Genomic DNA, 15,889 nt, shown 5'->3' with positions numbered 1-15,889 from the left:
ATAAGACAAATGCTTGAAGTCTGCAAGATTCTGTTCTTTTTATTTTAATATTCTATTTGATTAAGTATCCCGTTGAGGAAAGCGATAGCTACTCCGTAATTTGTCATCGGCACATTTTGTAACCTTGCTCTTTCGATGCGGCTCAGCACATATTTGCGGTTGAACATACAAGCGCCGCAATGGATAACCAAAGAATAAGGAGTAAGATCCTGCGGGAAATCAGTTCCCGCCACGATATCTATCGATAACTTTTCTCCAATCCGCTTTCTTAACAGATGCGGGAGTTTTACTCTCCCGATGTCTTCGGATAGAGGGGCGTGTGTGCAGGCTTCGGCTATCAGTACACGGGAAGATTCTGTCAGACTTCCGATGGCTGAGGCACTTTTCACATAGTACCGGATATCTCCTTTATAACCTGCAAAAAGAACAGAAAAAGAGGTCAGTCTGCTTTCTTCAGGCTTTTGCTCGTAGACTGTTTTAAAGACTTGTGAGTCTGTAATAATCAGTTTAGGAGGGCGGGAGAGGGCTTGCAACGTTTCCTGTAACTTATCTGTGGTGCAGCTCATGATCAGACATTTCTTGTCGAGCAATTCCCGCATTGTCTGTACTTGTGGCAAAATAAGCCTCCCTTTGGGGGCTTGAATATCTTGTGGCATGACCAGCAAGACAAGATCTCCTTCCGTTACCAGGCTGCCTGTGATACTTTGCTGATCGAAATCTTCCGGCAACTTTTCCAGAATGGCTTGTCGTATCAGTTCGACGCCTGTCTTCTCTTTGGCACTGACAGGAATCGGCTGGCTTCCAAAAGTCTCCTTTATCCGGATGGCAAGGGATGCGGTGTTCTTCCGTATATCTGCCTTGTTGATGAGCAGAATGGTCGGGATGTTTTTTGCCTTGAGTTGTTCCAGCCAATGAAGTTCTTCGGTAAAGTCCGGTTCTCCGGTTTCCTCGGCAGAGCCACCACCTGCACAAAGCAGAAGGGCGATATCGGTTTTCTCTACGGCTTTCCATGTGCGTTCGATACGCCTGTTTCCTAGTTCACCTTCATCGTCAAATCCCGGAGTATCAATGAACAGGCAAGGACCGATACCGTGAATTTCCATTGCTTTCTGCACGGAGTCGGTCGTTGTTCCGGGAGTATCGGAAACAAGAGCGGTATCCTGTCCGGTCAGTGCATTGATCAGGGAGGATTTTCCGCTGTTACGCTTTCCGAAGAGGGCGATGTGGAGCCGGTTGGCATTGGGGGTGTGGACTAAATTCATAAATCAAGCAATTGTTGTAACGTTAATTATCCGCATGGAAACTTGGCAGGGGCACCTTGCCCCTTAAAATCTGAAATCTCTTTTTCCTTCCGCAATATCTTTTAAGTTCCGGATGGCTATTTCTCTGATTTTGGGATTCGGAATCCGGTCGGTCTCTTTGGCTATCAGCTTCATACCTTTGATTCGGGTGTCTTCCGACGCATAATCTTCGAGGTATTCTTTCAGAGTCATTAATGCATTGGGGCCGCAGCAGTTGGCTATCTGTCCCGATTTGACTAAGGACATAAATCGGTCCCCGGTGCGTCCTTCCCGATAGCAGGCGGTGCAGAAGCTGGGGATATATCCTGATTCGAGCAGCCAATTGACCACTTCGTCCAGAGTCCGGGTGTCGCTTACATCAAATTGTGCGGAGTTATCTTCCGGAAGTTCCGTTTCCGCATAGCCGCCTACGCTGGTGCGGGAGCCGCCGCTGATTTGTGAGATACCGAGTTCAAGTACTTTTTCGCGGGACTCCTGTGATTCACGTGTGGATATAATCATGCCGGTGTAAGGAACCGCTATCCGGATGACAGCAACAATCTTGCTGAATATATCATCGGAAATCGCATTGGGAAAATCCCCCGCATCGATGTCGTCCGCCGAACAGATGCGCGGTACGCTGATAGTGTGCGGACCCACACCGAAACGGGCTTCCAGATGTTCTGCGTGCATCAGTAATCCTACGAAGTCATAGCGATAGGTATTCAGTCCGAAGAGTACTCCCATTCCTACATCGTCTATGCCGCCTTCCATGGCGCGGTCCATTGCTTCGGTATGATAAGCATAGTTACTTTTCGGTCCGGTGGGGTGGAGAGCTTCGTAGTTCTTTTTGTGATAAGTTTCCTGAAATAGGATATACGTGCCGATGCCGGCATCTTTCAACCGGCGATAGTTCTCGACGGTAGTGGCGGCGATATTTACGTTTACACGGCGGATAGCCCCATTCTTGTGTCTGATACTATAAATGGTCCGGATGGATTCCAGTATATACTCCAGTGAGTTGAGAGTCGGATGTTCGCCGGCTTCAAGTGCCAGACGTTTATGCCCCATATCCTGCAAAGCGATTACTTCCTTGCGTATTTCTTCCTGCGTCAGTTTCTTGCGGGCGATTGTTTTGTTTTTGGCATGATAAGGGCAATATACGCATCCGTTTACGCAATAGTTCGACAGGTAAAGCGGTGCGAACATAACGATACGGTTGCCGTAAAACTTCTGTTTGATTTCTTTGGCGAGATGGAAGATTCGTTCTATCAGGTCAGGTTGGTCGCATTCCAGCAGGGTAGCTGCTTCACGGTGCGTCAGTCCCTTGCAAAGAGCGGCTTTTTCGATCAGCTGTTCTATGAATGCGCGGTTGTCTTTGTGACTCCATGCATATTCAAGAGTTTCCAGAATCTCTTCATGATGAATGAATTCTTCTGCTTGGGGTGAATCTACTTTATACATTTCTTTATTGTTTGTAATCGCCTCTGGAGAAGGAGATTTGATAACCGATCTTTTCCAGCTGCTGTTGCAATATGTTGAGTCCTTCCGCAGATTCCGCTCCGAGGGAGGCTTTGTTATTATACAGATTGTACTTTTTGCGTTCTTCCTGTGGCGACAAATTGGGCATGACAACATTGGCGCCTGCCAGTATTCCCTGTTCCCGGCCGTCGGGAGTGAGGGTAGCCAGTGCCGTAGTTGCCGGAATCAGCGCCGACGGATGCATCAGACGGAAGATGGATAATAAAAGGAGCGTCCGTTCCACGGTTCCGCTGGGGGACTGGGCAAAAGGTGTGTCGCGATGAGACAGGAAGGGGCCGATACCAATCATTTCGGGGCGAAGCTGTTCGATAAACAGAATATCCTGAATCAGGTGTTCTATCGTCTGTCCCGGACTGCCGACCATTATTCCGGTGCCTGTCTGATAGCCGATGTCCTTTAAATCCCGTAAGCATTGCAGACGATGCTCGCATGACATACCGGCAGGGTGCAGTTGTTGATAATGTTCTTTGTCATAAGTCTCGTGACGCAGCAGATAGCGGTTGGCGCCTGCCTGAAAGAAACGTTCGTATGCTTCCCGTGACTTTTCACCGAGTGACAGTGTTATGGCGCAATCGGGATAACTCCGGCGAATCGTTGAGACTATATCCTCTATCCGTTCCTCTGTCAGTGCGGGGTCTTCTCCTCCTTGCAGCACAAAGGTACGGAAGCCGAGTCCATACCCTTGCTTGCAGCAATTCAGTATATTTTCTGTGGATAACCGATAACGTTCCAGATTCGGATTCCCTTTCCGGATACCGCAGTAATAGCAGTTATTTCGACAACAGTTACTGACTTCAATCAGTCCGCGAATAAAAATCCGGTTTCCGAAATGACGGAGACTGACTTCTTGCGCCTGTTTATTGATATAGCGCAATGATTCTCCGTCACATTCGGTCAGCAGTTGCCGGAATTCTTCCGGTCGGAGTGTCCTTTCTTCTCGCAGTTTATCTATCCATTGTCTCATAGCTTTCTTTCCGCTTGAGCAGCTCTTGTGCTAATTGACGACGTCCTGAAACAATGTCGTTGTGCGTACTCGGTCCGGTGATACAGCCACCTTCGCAAGCCATCACTTCGATAAACTGTCCCGCTGCTTTTCCTGTTTTGGCACAGGCACGCAGCAAGGCTATATTTTTTTTGTTGATATCCGACACTTGGATAGCATTGATCTTGTCCGCTTCTTCTTTCAGATATGCTTTTACGGCTCCCATCACACCACCGGCTTGTGCAAAACCATGTGCTTCGCGGACGGAAGTATGCAGTATAGAGAAAGAATTCACCTGTTCCAGCTGAATGTCCATTCCATCCAAGATAGAACCTACTTCCTCGAATGTCAGGATATAGTCTACAGCATCGTCACGGCGTACCTCTTTTCGTTTGGCTACGCATGGACCGACAAATACAATCTTCGCATCCGGATGTTTCTCTTTGGCGATTCGTGCCGCATAATACATCGGTGATCCTGTGGTAGAAACGTACGGTTTCATTTCCGTCATGTGCTTTTCTACTAGTTCAATGTAAGAAGGACAGCAGGAAGTAGTCATGAATTTCTGGCCTTCTTCCAGTTTTTCCAGCAGTTCGTGTGCCTCATTGCTGGTGGTCATCATGGCTCCTTCGGCTACTTCGATAATGTCGGTGAATCCTATTTCTTTAAAGGCGCCGTATACCTGTTCGATAGAAGTCTTGAACTGTCCGAGGATAGACGGAGCGATGATAGCTACCAACTTTTCTCCTTTCTTGATGTGTTGCAGTACATCAAAGGTTTGTGAAATCTCAAAGATAGCACCGAACGGGCAGGCATTCATACATTTTCCACAGTAGATGCACTTGCTTTCGTCAATATGTTCCACGCCATGCTCATCTTTGCTGATAGCTTTCACCGGACAGGATTCTTCGCAAGGAACGGGGATATATACAATCGCGTGATAAGGACAACTCTTATGGCAGATACCGCAACTGACGCAAGTATCATGATCAATCATTGCCTGACCGTTTTTCTTGAAACGTATTGCATCCTTAGGGCAATTCATATAGCAGCTGCGTGCCACACATCCCCGGCAAAGATTGGTGATTTCATAATTAATCTGTACGCAGGAAGAACAGGCTTCGTCAATGACACACATGATATTTTCCTTACTTGGTTCCGGGCGGTTCAATGCCATCCGTGCATATTCGGAGAGAGGAGTTACTTCGTCGTGTTCGTCCGTCATATCCAGTCCCATCAGCGGGAAGGTCTTGTATCTCCATACAGCACGTTCTTTATGTACGCAGCAACGCCCCAGCGGTTTTGATTTGCGCGGACTCAGCTCAATAGGGAGACGGTCAATTTTTTCTACTAACTGGTCGTTTTTCCAGAGTCTGACGAGATCAGCCAGCAATTTATGCCGGACAATCATAATATTATTAGTAAAAGCCATATAGTAATTAAAAGGGTTGTTAGTGGCTGCAAAGATAGTAACTAGTTTGCGGATAAACTAATAATCGTTAAATTGAATGTAGCAGATTGTTACATTAATATTTCCGGAAGGATAAAACAGCCTGTATGCAGGAGACTATTTCCCTCCGGTTGGTTAAATAAATTCAATATTTAAGGTTTTTGAAACATTCTTGTCAATTTTTTGTAGCATTTCGGTGTTATCTTTGTGAAACATAAAATAAGAGAGGAGAAGAGATATGAGTAGCAGTATGTTGGAACAAAGAAGTCGTTTTGCGATGATCGGTGCATTAATGATCATCATCAGCCTGATGTTTTGGTATTATATGGGGAGTTCGCTGGTTAGTGCTACAAAGAAGTACCTCGAACAGGTACAGACAATAGAGATCACTTGCGAGTAAAAAACAGATATTTGTTTGTATAGAGCGATAGTTATCCGGCTAAAATCATTACTTTTGCCGCAAGCAAACCAAATAATGATGGAAGAGAAAGAGAAGGCCTGGAAAACAGTAAGTAGCAAATATCTGTTTCGCCGCCCGTGGTTGACAGTACGCTGCGAAGATATGCTATTGCCTAATGGAAACCACATCCCTGAATATTATATTCTTGAATATCCCGATTGGGTAAACACGATAGCAATAACCAAAGACGGCAAATTTGTATTTGTCCGTCAGTATCGTCCTGGATTGGGACGTACCTCTTATGAGCTCTGTGCCGGAGTTTGTGATAAAGAGGATGCTTCCCCATTAGTTTCCGCTCAGCGCGAACTGTGGGAAGAGACCGGATATGGAAAAGGAAACTGGCAGGAATACATGGTGATATCTGCCAATCCGAGTACGCATACCAACCTGACTCATTGCTTCCTAGCTACGGATGTCGAACCGATAGATCATCAACATCTGGAAGATACCGAAGATTTGTCTGTACATCTGCTGACTTTTGAAGAAGTGAAACAACTGCTGGAAAACAATGAGATCATGCAGTCACTCAACGCCGCCCCCTTATGGAAATACGTGGCTGAACATGCGGCAGACTTTGAACAGGAATCTGTCGAGAAGGTGGAACATGAAAAAACGGAAACCATCTCACACCGTATCAACGATTTGCTTTATTATCAGAACTCAATTTCACGGTCTTTGTCCCGTTTTCTGAAAGATGAAGAAGTCGAGACAGGAATTTATGAGATATTAAAAGATATTCTGGCTTTTTATCGGGCGGGACGTGCCTATATTTTCGAGACGGACGAAGAAAATCATTTTTATAACTGTACCTATGAAGTTGTAGCGGAAGGAGTAAAAGCGGAAATAAATAAATTGCAGGAAATTCCGGTAGACTTCATGCCGTGGTGGACATCACAGATATTGGGCAAGAAGCCTATTTTATTTGAAACATTAAAGCCGATGCCTGGAATGGGGCAGGGTGAATATGAGGTGTTGTCCCGTCAGGGAATTAAGGCTTTGATGGCGACTCCATTGGTAGTCAATGATCATGTCTACGGATTTATGGGAGTAGATTTGGTGGATGGTTCCGCTTCATGGTCGGACGAAGATTATCGCTGGCTGTCTTCTTTGGCCAATGTAATCAGTATTTGCCTTGAACTACGCAGGGCGAAAGAGAAAGTAATCTTCGAACAAGCAGCTTTGGCACGCAGTGAAAGACTCTTCAAAAACATCTTTGCCAATATTCCTGCCGGGGTGGAGATTTACGATAAAGAGGGGAATCTGGTGGATTTGAACGAGAGGGATATGGATATTCTGGGAATTTCAGATAAGTCGGAGGTGATCGGACTCAATTTCTTTGAAAACCCGAATGTGGATGCCCAGATACTTGAGAGTATACGCAAGAGCAGTATTACGGATTTTCGTGCCCGTTATTCGTTCGAATGTGCCCGCCACACGGGGTATTATCGTCCATTGAAAGCCGGTGTCATCGAACTTTATACAAAAGTCCGCAAATTATATGATAATCATGGTAACCTTACCGGATATATCCTTATTAATATGGATAATACGGAGCGTATTGATGCCTTGAAGCCTATTTCTGATTTTGAGAATCTGTTTCTTCTTATATCTGATTATGCCAAGGTGGGATATGCCAAACTCAATCTGCTGAATCGTCAGGGCTATGCCATCAAGCAATGGTTCAAGAATATGGGAGAGGATGAGAATACACCTCTTTCCGATGTAGTCGGTGTTTACTCCAAAATGCATCCGGATGACCGTTCCCGTATGCTTGCTTTTTTTGAAGAAGCAAAGAAAGGGAAAGCAAAAGCCTTCAAAGGTGAGATGCGTATTTTGCGTCCCGGTACGAAGAATGAATGGAACTGGGTGCGTACCAATGTAGTGTTGAATCTCTATGAGCCGGAAAAAGGCCAAGTGGAATTGATTGGAGTCAACTACGATATCACTGCCTTGAAAGAAACGGAAGCCAAACTGATAGAGGCAAAAGAGAAAGCCGAAGAATCCGACCGGTTGAAGTCTGCTTTCCTTGCCAATATGAGTCATGAGATACGCACTCCGCTGAATGCCATAGTTGGTTTTTCCAGTCTGATGGTGGATACGGAGGACATGGAGGAAAGACGGCAGTACATGGATATTGTGGAAGAAAACAATGACCTGTTATTACAATTGATTTCAGATATTCTTGACTTATCGAAGATTGAGGCGGGAACGTTCGATTTCACCGAACGTGAAGTGGACGTAAATCTGCTTTGTGAAGATATTGTTCTCGCTATGAGAATGAAGGCCAGACCGAACGTGGAAATCCTTTTTGACCGCCATCTGCCGGAATGTCGCATCATGAGTGACCGCAATCGTTTACATCAGGTTATTTCCAACTTTGTAAACAATGCGCTTAAATTCACGGAAGAAGGAAATATACGGGTAGGCTATGATCAGCTTGATGAGGCTCATCTGCGTTTCTACATTGCCGATACAGGCATAGGTATTGAGCCGGAAATGCAGAACGAGATTTTTGAGCGTTTCGTCAAACTGAATTCCTTTGTACATGGCACAGGACTCGGGCTTTCCATTTGCCGCAGTATTGTGGAACAACTGGGTGGCGAGATTGGCGTAGATAGTGAACCAGAGAAAGGTTCTTGTTTCTGGTTTACCCTGCCGATAAAGTAAAGTTGTTCTTCCTTTGTGCGGTTAGTCCGTGCAGCTCTTTCTGATAAAGACTGTTTAGAGTGCCGGCATGGGGGCACTGACATTTTTTAAGATGTCGCTTTGAGCAAGATAGCTGCTATTATTGGCATAGATAAACATAACACTGCCATCTTTAATTGTATTAATGATGGGCTTGGCTAGTTTTGTCGGGAGGGCAGGACATCCCAGACTTCTCCCCAAACGTCCCGAGGCGGCTACTGTCGGATTGGCGTATGAAGCCCCGTGCACGACGATGGAACGTTCTTTAGCTTTGTCATTGATTCCTTTTTCGAGTCCGTTTAGGATGAGTGAATAGCCGTTTCCGCCTTGGTAAGTGTTTTCAGTGAGATAAAATCCCAATGAGCTTTTATAAGAGCCGTTTTGGTTGGAGAAAGAAGTGGCATAATTCTCTCCGCTGTTTCGTCCGTGTGAGACTACTGATGAATACAGCAGTTGTTTCTTCTCCATATCGAAGACAAAAAAACGTTTTTCGGTAGACGGCTTTGAGAAGTCAATCAGCGTCAGAATCGGTTTACTCTTCTCCTTGATGCGGTTGTAACCGGCGACAGCCTGACGGAATGCAATGAAATTGACAATTCCACCCAACTCCATTTCTTCAAAGAGCTGTTCGCCGGCAGCTAATTCGGACACAGGAGTCGGAAAGTCAGATGCAGGAACGGCCATTGTGTCGACTGAAACATGGCTGAATGGAATGAAAAGGAATGATAAAAATAATATAACTTTCTGAAGCATAGGGTTTAAGCTTGAAATAAAATCGCGGTAAAGATAGGGATTTTTATTCCAAAACAAAAATAATCGTCTCATTAACAGGTGCCCAGTCGAAAATAAATTTGGCATGGGAAGTTGCGTTCCGTACACACATATGTGATCGGGGAGTGGTTCCCAGTGACCAGCTATATTCTATCTGTGTCTTTCGGGGCTCATTGACAGGTACTCCGTGAATGTAGGCCCCGTCCGTGAAGCGGCTGGCGTAAGGCGCATAGCCTCCTGTCTCTTTCGAGCCGTCTTTCAGAAATATCATTTTCACCTTCTTTTCCTGCAGTACGAACATTCCTAAAGGAGTTTCCTGCGCATACGGCGGTCGGTGAAGTCCGGTAGTAGAAGGGTTCATACTGCGTACTACCCATTTCCCTTTTTCCGTGCGTTCCAGTGCGGTAATATTCTGATTATGGCGGTCCACAAAGATGGCTTTATTGAAAACCACCGTATCTCCGATCACTTTAACATACTTTTTAGGAATCATCCATTCGCCTTCTGTAAATATCGGTTCTGCTTTGACAAAGTTTTCTCCGTCTTCGATGAAACGCGTCAGTTCACCATCCTGCCCGTAGCGTTCGGGTGTTACCGTATCCGTCAGCAGATAAAGCGGGACAGACTGGTATCGTTCTACCCCAAGCGTGTCCGCTACCCGTCCGTAGGCATTTCTTTTGAAGTTTTTCACCAATGGAGCTTCACCGTTTCTGTTCTTGTAATTCTGGAGGATAGCCCATTGAGACGGCTGTATTTGTATATTTTCGAGCAAAGCAAGCTGTTCCTTTATTTTCTCCCATTGGAAACTGCGGGTCGTATCTTTATAAGGATATGTATCTTCCAGCGTGTACTTATCATACAGCAGCTCTTTGGTGATTTGAATTTCTTCCGGAGTAATCTTTTTGACGACAGGTTCTGCCACAGTTTCCGCAATTGTATCCTGTGCCAGCGAATCGACCTGCAAAGTTTCATCAGAAGATTTTTGTCCTGTACGTGAAGTGCAGGAACAGAGTACGCAAAAAGCGATGGATATGCCAAAACTTATTTTATTCATATAATCTATACAGTTCATCTTGGGGTTCGTTTACGAATATACGTTATTATAAGGAATAATCCGCTTCTATTGTTTAAAAAGTGTGGAACAAATATGCTTTTTTGCCATTAATAACCTGTTGTCAGTCATTTTGTCAGTCAATTTCTGCCAAACAATCATTATTTTGCTTTGGCATACTTTTCGCAACTGATTTAGCGTCTTCTTCAAGAAGAGGACAAATCATGAATATAATGTATAACAAATAAAATCAAAAAAAAGAACTATGAACATTAAACCATTAGCAGACAGAGTGCTTATCCTCCCTGCACCTGCAGAAGAAAAAACAATTGGTGGTATCATTATTCCTGATACAGCAAAAGAAAAACCTTTGAAGGGTGAAGTTGTGGCAGTTGGTCACGGAACGAAAGACGAAGAAATGGTATTGAAAGTAGGCGATACAGTTCTTTATGGCAAGTATGCCGGAACAGAACTTGAAGTAGAAGGCACTAAATACCTTATCATGCGTCAGAGCGATGTTCTCGCTATCTTGGGTTAATTCAAAATTCTAAATTTATCATATTAAATAAATAAGATATCATTATGGCAAAAGAAATATTATTCAATATCGATGCCCGCGACCAATTGAAAAAAGGTGTCGATGCATTGGCAAATGCAGTAAAAGTAACTCTTGGCCCGAAAGGACGTAACGTTATCATCGAAAAGAAATTCGGTGCTCCGCACATCACAAAAGACGGGGTGACAGTAGCAAAGGAGATCGAATTGGCAGACGCTTACCAAAATACCGGTGCACAACTGGTGAAAGAAGTCGCTTCTAAGACTGGTGACGATGCAGGTGACGGTACAACTACTGCAACTGTTTTGGCTCAGGCTATCGTAGCTGAAGGTTTGAAGAATGTGACTGCCGGTGCAAGCCCGATGGATATCAAACGTGGTATTGACAAGGCTGTTGCCAAAGTGGTAGAATCAATCAAGGCACAAGCTGAAACTGTAGGTGACAACTACGACAAGATCGAACAGGTTGCTACTGTATCTGCTAACAATGATCCGGTAATCGGTAAATTGATTGCTGACGCTATGCGCAAAGTTTCTAAGGACGGTGTAATCACTATCGAAGAAGCTAAAGGTACTGACACTACTATCGGTGTAGTAGAAGGTATGCAGTTCGACCGCGGTTATCTGTCTGCTTATTTCGTTACTAATACGGAAAAGATGGAATGTGAGATGGAGAAACCTTACATTCTGATCTACGACAAGAAGATTTCTAATCTGAAAGATTTCTTGCCTATCCTCGAACCGGCTGTTCAGACAGGTCGTCCTCTGTTGGTTATCGCAGAAGATGTGGATAGCGAAGCGTTGACTACATTGGTAGTAAACCGTCTGCGTTCTCAGCTGAAGATTTGTGCAGTGAAGGCTCCGGGCTTCGGCGACCGTCGTAAAGAAATGCTGGAAGATATCGCTATCCTGACAGGTGGTGTGGTAATCAGCGAGGAAAAAGGTCTGAAACTGGAACAGGCTACAATCGAAATGCTCGGTACTGCTGACAAGGTAACAGTATCTAAAGATTATACAACAATCGTAAACGGTGCTGGTGTGAAAGAAAACATCAAGGAACGTTGCGATCAGATCAAGGCTCAGATCGTTGCTACTAAATCAGATTACGACCGTGAGAAATTGCAGGAACGTCTGGCTAAATTGTCAGGTGGTGTAGCAGTTCTCTATGTAGGTGCTGCTTCTGAAGTAGAAATGAAAGAAAAGAAAGACCGTGTAGACGATGCATTGCGTGCAACTCGCGCTGCTATCGAAGAAGGTATCATCCCGGGTGGTGGCGTTGCTTACATCCGTGCTATCGATTCTCTTGAAGGCATGAAGGGGGACAATGCGGATGAAACAACAGGTATCGGTATCATCAAACGTGCTATCGAAGAACCGCTTCGCGAAATTGTTGCCAATGCAGGCAAGGAAGGTGCGGTAGTTGTTCAGAAAGTACGTGAAGGTAAAGGTGACTTCGGTTACAATGCTCGTACGGATGTTTACGAAAATCTGCATGCTGCCGGTGTAGTAGATCCTGCTAAAGTAGCTCGTGTGGCTCTTGAAAATGCAGCTTCTATCGCAGGTATGTTCCTGACTACAGAATGTGTGATCGTGGAAAAGAAAGAAGATAAACCAGAAATGCCGATGGGCGCTCCGGGAATGGGCGGCATGGGCGGAATGATGTAATTCTTCCTTTCCGGACATAAAAATAAGGTATGGAACCGCTTTCCCTGTGGGGGAGGCGGTTCTTTTTTTGCGCAGCTTTGTGATAGAAACTTTTGTGTGTAACTTGGCGTTATTTGTTTGGAAAGAAGTATCTTTGTGTATTGCAAATCAAAAATCCCTGAGAATATGAGTAGTAAAATTTATCCTATCGGTATACAGAACTTTGAAAAGATTCGAAAAGATGGTTACTTTTACATTGATAAAACTGCGTTGATTTATAAATTGGTAAAGACTGGCAGTTATTATTTTCTAAGTCGTCCCCGTCGTTTTGGAAAAAGTTTGCTGTTATCTACTCTTGAAGCTTATTTTAAAGGAAGAAAAGAACTTTTCGAAGGATTGGCGATGGAGAGTCTGGAGAAGGACTGGATTGAATATCCGGTTATTCATTTGGATCTGAATGCTAAAAAGTTTGATACTGAAAATGACCTTATCCGTCTGATAGATCGACAACTTCTTGTTTACGAAGCTCAATACGGTTCATGTTCCAGTGATGAAACGATCGATGACCGTTTGGTTACTTTAATTAGACTGGCCGCAGAAAAAACAGGGCAGCGGGTGGTGATTCTTGTCGACGAGTATGACAAACCGATGTTGCAAGCCATTGGTAGAGATGAGTTGCAGGAAGAATACCGGAATACATTGAAAGCCTTCTACGGTGTGATGAAGTCGATGGATGGCTATATTAAATTTGCCATGCTGACAGGTGTAACGAAGTTTGGTAAGGTTAGTGTATTCAGCGATTTGAATAATCTCAACGATATCTCCATGTGGAATCAATATATAGATATATGTGGAGTCAGTGATCAAGAATTGCATGATAATCTGGAGGTTGAACTTTCTGAATTTGCAGATGCTCGTGGAATGGCATATAATGAAATATGTGTTGCATTGCGTGAATACTATGATGGTTACCATTTTACTCATAATTCCATTGGCATGTATAATCCGTTTAGTCTTCTCAATGCATTCTTACGTAATGAATTTGGCAGCTATTGGTTCGAAACCGGTACACCTACCTATCTAGTAGAATTATTAAAAAAACATCATTATGATCTTCAGAGAATGGCGCACGAAGAAACGAGTGCTGAAGTCTTGAATAGTGTTGATTCTACTTCCGACAATCCGATACCTGTCATTTATCAGAGTGGTTATCTCACTATAAAAGGATATGATGAGCGTTTTGGTATTTATCGTCTTGGATTTCCTAACCGTGAAGTAGAAGAAGGGTTTGTTAAATTCTTGCTTCCTTTCTATGCTAATACTAATGCAGTGGAATCTTCTTTTGAAATTCAGAAATTTGTTCGTGAGATAGAAGCCGGAGATTATGATTCTTTCTTTCGACGTTTACAAAGTTTCTTTGCTGATACACCTTATGAGTTGATTCGTGATTTGGAATTACATTATCAAAATGTTCTTTTTATTGTTTTCAAGTTAATCGGATTCTATGTTAAAGCAGAATATCATACTAGTGAAGGACGTATTGATCTTGTTCTCCAGACAGATAAATTCGTTTATATCATGGAGTTTAAATTGGATGGTACAGCGGAGGAAGCATTGCTACAGATAAATGAGAAACATTACGCTCAGCCTTTCGAATCCAATGATTGGGAGTTGTTCAAAATTGGAGTGAATTTCAGTGCCAAGACACGAAATATAGAGAAATGGGTTGTAGAAAAAGGAGGAAACTAAGTATTTAAAATTAGTTGGTAAAGTCTTTCTGCCATTTAGCTTCGTTTATAATATTCTTCGCTTTCATAAAGCAATGCTTTGGATATCCAAAAGCTATGCTTTATGGTTGCTAAAGCATAGCTTTAAGTTGCCATACGGGAGATGTTATAAATATTATCTTCACCTTCACTTTACCTTCGAAATCCTTTATTTATCGGCGATATCGGGTGAAGGACTAGTTATTCACCCTTTGAACTGAGAATGACATTCGTTCATGAAAGTATCATTCCTTTTGCTATAAGCTAATTTATTTTTGCTATAATGATATTTGCATTAGCTATAACCTAATGGAAAGATGCTAATAGATTATTTTTTTCTTCTCAATGTTTGTTTTAAACATCTTATTGATTGTATCTGACTTGTTTGAAGAAAGAGGTGAAGGTACCTCCCTTCACCCACTATCACTGATGAATAAAGGTTTTCAAAGAAAAGGTGAAGGGTGAAACCTTTGTTTGAAAACTTGTGGTATAATGCGTAAAAGCAACAGAAATCAACAAAATACGTGTTTTTGATGCTGATCCAATTAAAATTCGTTTCTTTGCCTCCAAACTTTTATCAAGAGGTCTTTGTTTTTTTGACCGTTCGCTCCTATTATAATAATAGGAAGTGTATTTATATTATAGTGTATATCTAATAGTTTATGCAATGGGGAATTTAATTTCATTTTTTAAGAAAGTAGCCGATGGGCTACGGGCAGAGGGAAACTTTGGGACTGCCCATGTGTATCGAAGTACTTTGAACATTGTGACAACCTTTCATGGGAGCAGATATCTTGATTTTCATCAGGTAAATCCCGAATGGTTGAAAGATTTTGAAGTCTATCTTCGCAGTCGTGGTTCCAGTTGGAATACTGTTTCCACTTATCTTCGTGTGTTGCGTGCGGTTTATAATCGTGCAGTTGATCTTCGTAAAGCGGAATATATCCCGCATTTATTCCGTTCTGTTTACACAGGAACACGTGCAGACAGGAAGCGTGCGCTGGAAGATGAAGATATGCGAAAAGTTTTTAGTCGTTTGTCGAAATCATCCACAATTCCTTCAGATTTACGTCGTACGAAGGAACTGTTTATTCTGATGTTTCTGCTTCGTGGTTTACCTTTTGTTGATTTGGCTTATTTGCGTAAAAGCGATTTAAGAGGAAACGTGATAACGTATCGTCGGCGTAAGACCGGTCGTTCCTTATCAGTGACTTTGACGCCGGAATCTATGCTTTTATTGGAAAAGCACATAAGCCGGGATCTTAGTTCTCCTTATTTGTTTCCAATTCTTCATAGCATTGAAGGAAGTCAGGAAGCATATCGGGAATATCAGTTAGCCCTGCGGAGTTTCAATCAGCATTTGGAATTGTTAGGTCAGTGGCTGGGACTGGAAAGCAAACTTAGTTCGTATACAGCCCGCCATACCTGGGCTACGACAGCTTATTATTGTGAAATTCATCCGGGTATCATTTCTGAGGCGATGGGGCATTCTTCCATTACGGTGACAGAGACTTATCTGAAGCCATTCCGTAATAGGAAAATTGATGAAGCAAATAATAGGATCGTTGATTTTGTAAAACGCTCTGCTGGCGGAATAATAGTTTGATTACTAACCTGTTACTTGGTAGGTAACGGGACTGAATAGCACTGCAAATATGGACATATTTTGGAAAACATGCAAACAAAATTGAAAAAATCTCTGA

General features: G+C 43.3%; 12 protein-coding genes. 6 read left to right on the top strand and 6 right to left on the bottom strand.

From position 1 onward, the window contains the following. Positions 1-44: 44 nt before the first annotated feature. The 4 genes from hydF to BT_RS09295 form a co-directional block, all read right to left on the bottom strand. Positions 45-1,262, bottom strand: coding sequence for a [FeFe] hydrogenase H-cluster maturation GTPase HydF (hydF, locus tag BT_RS09310; protein ID WP_011108016.1), 1,218 nt, complete (start codon positions 1,260-1,262; stop codon positions 45-47). A gap of 63 nt (positions 1,263-1,325) precedes the next feature. Further along, entirely contained in the window at positions 1,326-2,744 is a 1,419-nt protein-coding gene (hydG, locus tag BT_RS09305) for a [FeFe] hydrogenase H-cluster radical SAM maturase HydG (protein ID WP_011108015.1), read from the bottom strand. 4 nt (positions 2,745-2,748) lie between these two features. Next, on the bottom strand, positions 2,749-3,786 hold the full coding sequence (hydE, locus tag BT_RS09300) for a [FeFe] hydrogenase H-cluster radical SAM maturase HydE (RefSeq protein ID WP_011108014.1): 1,038 nt from the start codon (positions 3,784-3,786) through the stop codon (positions 2,749-2,751). Further along, positions 3,767-5,236, bottom strand: a complete 1,470-nt coding sequence (locus BT_RS09295) for a 4Fe-4S dicluster domain-containing protein (protein WP_008763223.1) — start codon at positions 5,234-5,236, stop codon at positions 3,767-3,769. The genes hydE and BT_RS09295 overlap by 20 nt, the downstream gene beginning before the upstream one ends. A gap of 268 nt (positions 5,237-5,504) precedes the next feature. Here BT_RS09295 and BT_RS09290 point away from each other — a divergent pair, with 268 nt between their 5' ends. Together BT_RS09290 and BT_RS09285 are read left to right on the top strand one after the other, a co-directional pair. Then, positions 5,505-5,654, top strand: a complete 150-nt coding sequence (locus tag BT_RS09290; RefSeq protein ID WP_162303121.1) for a hypothetical protein — start codon at positions 5,505-5,507, stop codon at positions 5,652-5,654. Positions 5,655-5,729: 75 nt separating this feature from the next. Beyond that, positions 5,730-8,381 carry an ATP-binding protein gene (locus tag BT_RS09285; RefSeq protein WP_172461662.1) on the top strand — a complete coding sequence of 884 codons (2,652 nt, stop codon included), beginning with the start codon at positions 5,730-5,732 and terminating at the stop codon, positions 8,379-8,381. A gap of 54 nt (positions 8,382-8,435) precedes the next feature. On the opposite strand, the gene BT_RS09280 is transcribed toward BT_RS09285, so the two are convergent. Together BT_RS09280 and BT_RS09275 are read right to left on the bottom strand one after the other, a co-directional pair. Further along, a complete protein-coding gene (locus BT_RS09280) occupies positions 8,436-9,152 on the bottom strand; it encodes a murein L,D-transpeptidase catalytic domain family protein (RefSeq protein ID WP_016266914.1) in 717 nt (238 codons plus the stop codon). A gap of 43 nt (positions 9,153-9,195) precedes the next feature. Further along, complete coding sequence (locus BT_RS09275) at positions 9,196-10,242, bottom strand: L,D-transpeptidase (RefSeq protein WP_011108011.1); 1,047 nt, start codon at positions 10,240-10,242, stop codon at positions 9,196-9,198. A 244-nt stretch (positions 10,243-10,486) separates the two neighbouring features. Here BT_RS09275 and BT_RS09270 point away from each other — a divergent pair, with 244 nt between their 5' ends. The 4 genes from BT_RS09270 (at position 10,487) to BT_RS09255 (ending at position 15,792) form a co-directional block, all read left to right on the top strand. Then, positions 10,487-10,759 (top strand): co-chaperone GroES, encoded by a 273-nt coding sequence (locus BT_RS09270; RefSeq protein WP_010539043.1) that lies wholly within the window; start codon positions 10,487-10,489, stop codon positions 10,757-10,759. A 44-nt stretch (positions 10,760-10,803) separates the two neighbouring features. Beyond that, positions 10,804-12,441 (top strand): chaperonin GroEL, encoded by a 1,638-nt coding sequence (groL, locus tag BT_RS09265; protein ID WP_008763228.1) that lies wholly within the window; start codon positions 10,804-10,806, stop codon positions 12,439-12,441. 165 nt (positions 12,442-12,606) lie between these two features. Further along, on the top strand, positions 12,607-14,169 hold the full coding sequence (locus BT_RS09260; protein WP_011108010.1) for an ATP-binding protein: 1,563 nt from the start codon (positions 12,607-12,609) through the stop codon (positions 14,167-14,169). 684 nt (positions 14,170-14,853) lie between these two features. Then, positions 14,854-15,792, top strand: coding sequence for a tyrosine-type recombinase/integrase (locus BT_RS09255; protein ID WP_008763230.1), 939 nt, complete (start codon positions 14,854-14,856; stop codon positions 15,790-15,792). The last annotated feature ends 97 nt before the right edge of the window (positions 15,793-15,889 follow it).

The organism is Bacteroides thetaiotaomicron VPI-5482, from assembly GCF_000011065.1.
GTDB lineage: Bacteria > Bacteroidota > Bacteroidia > Bacteroidales > Bacteroidaceae > Bacteroides > Bacteroides thetaiotaomicron.
The sequence above is the reverse complement of the archived record's forward strand: the minus strand, read 5'-3'. Positions and strand labels throughout refer to the sequence as shown.